The organism is Mesorhizobium sp. M5C.F.Ca.ET.164.01.1.1 (genome assembly GCF_004792125.1).
Lineage (GTDB): Bacteria > Pseudomonadota > Alphaproteobacteria > Rhizobiales > Rhizobiaceae > Mesorhizobium > Mesorhizobium wenxiniae.
In genome coordinates, this window is sequence record NZ_SRTG01000456.1 from 1 (window position 1) to 305 (window position 305).

Sequence of the window (305 nt, forward strand, 5' to 3'; positions counted from 1 at the left end):
CGGGCGCCTGTCACGCGGGGATCGATCCCCGCTTCCAAGCAGGAGAGCCGGATCAATGTCCCTCATAGAAGCAAACGCCTTCGCCTTCAGCCTCGCCACCAGCCTGATGGTCAGCATCGTCATCTTTCGCGCCGGCGATGGTACGCTGACCGTCGTGCCGGCCGACGAGTATGAAGGAGAAGCCTCCGAGATCGTCCGCGAAATCGATCCACACGCGCGCTGATCCGGAGAGCCTGCAGCCGGCTTTCCCCCTGCCGTAGAGACACCCTACAATTCGAACCGCAGCTGCCGCCGATCGGGCGGCA

General features: G+C 63.9%; 1 protein-coding gene. It reads left to right on the plus strand.

The genetic code is table 11. From position 1 onward, the window contains the following. Positions 1-55: 55 nt before the first annotated feature. A complete protein-coding gene (locus EN807_RS36020) occupies positions 56-223 on the plus strand; it encodes a hypothetical protein (RefSeq protein WP_189522702.1) in 168 nt (55 codons plus the stop codon). Positions 224-305: the final 82 nt, after the last annotated feature.

Bases quoted from the DNA above. Each gene is read 5' to 3' on its own strand.
- EN807_RS36020 (WP_189522702.1), top strand. From the start codon at position 56: ATGTCCCTCATAGAAGCAAACGCCTTCGCCTTCAGCCTCGCCACCAGC.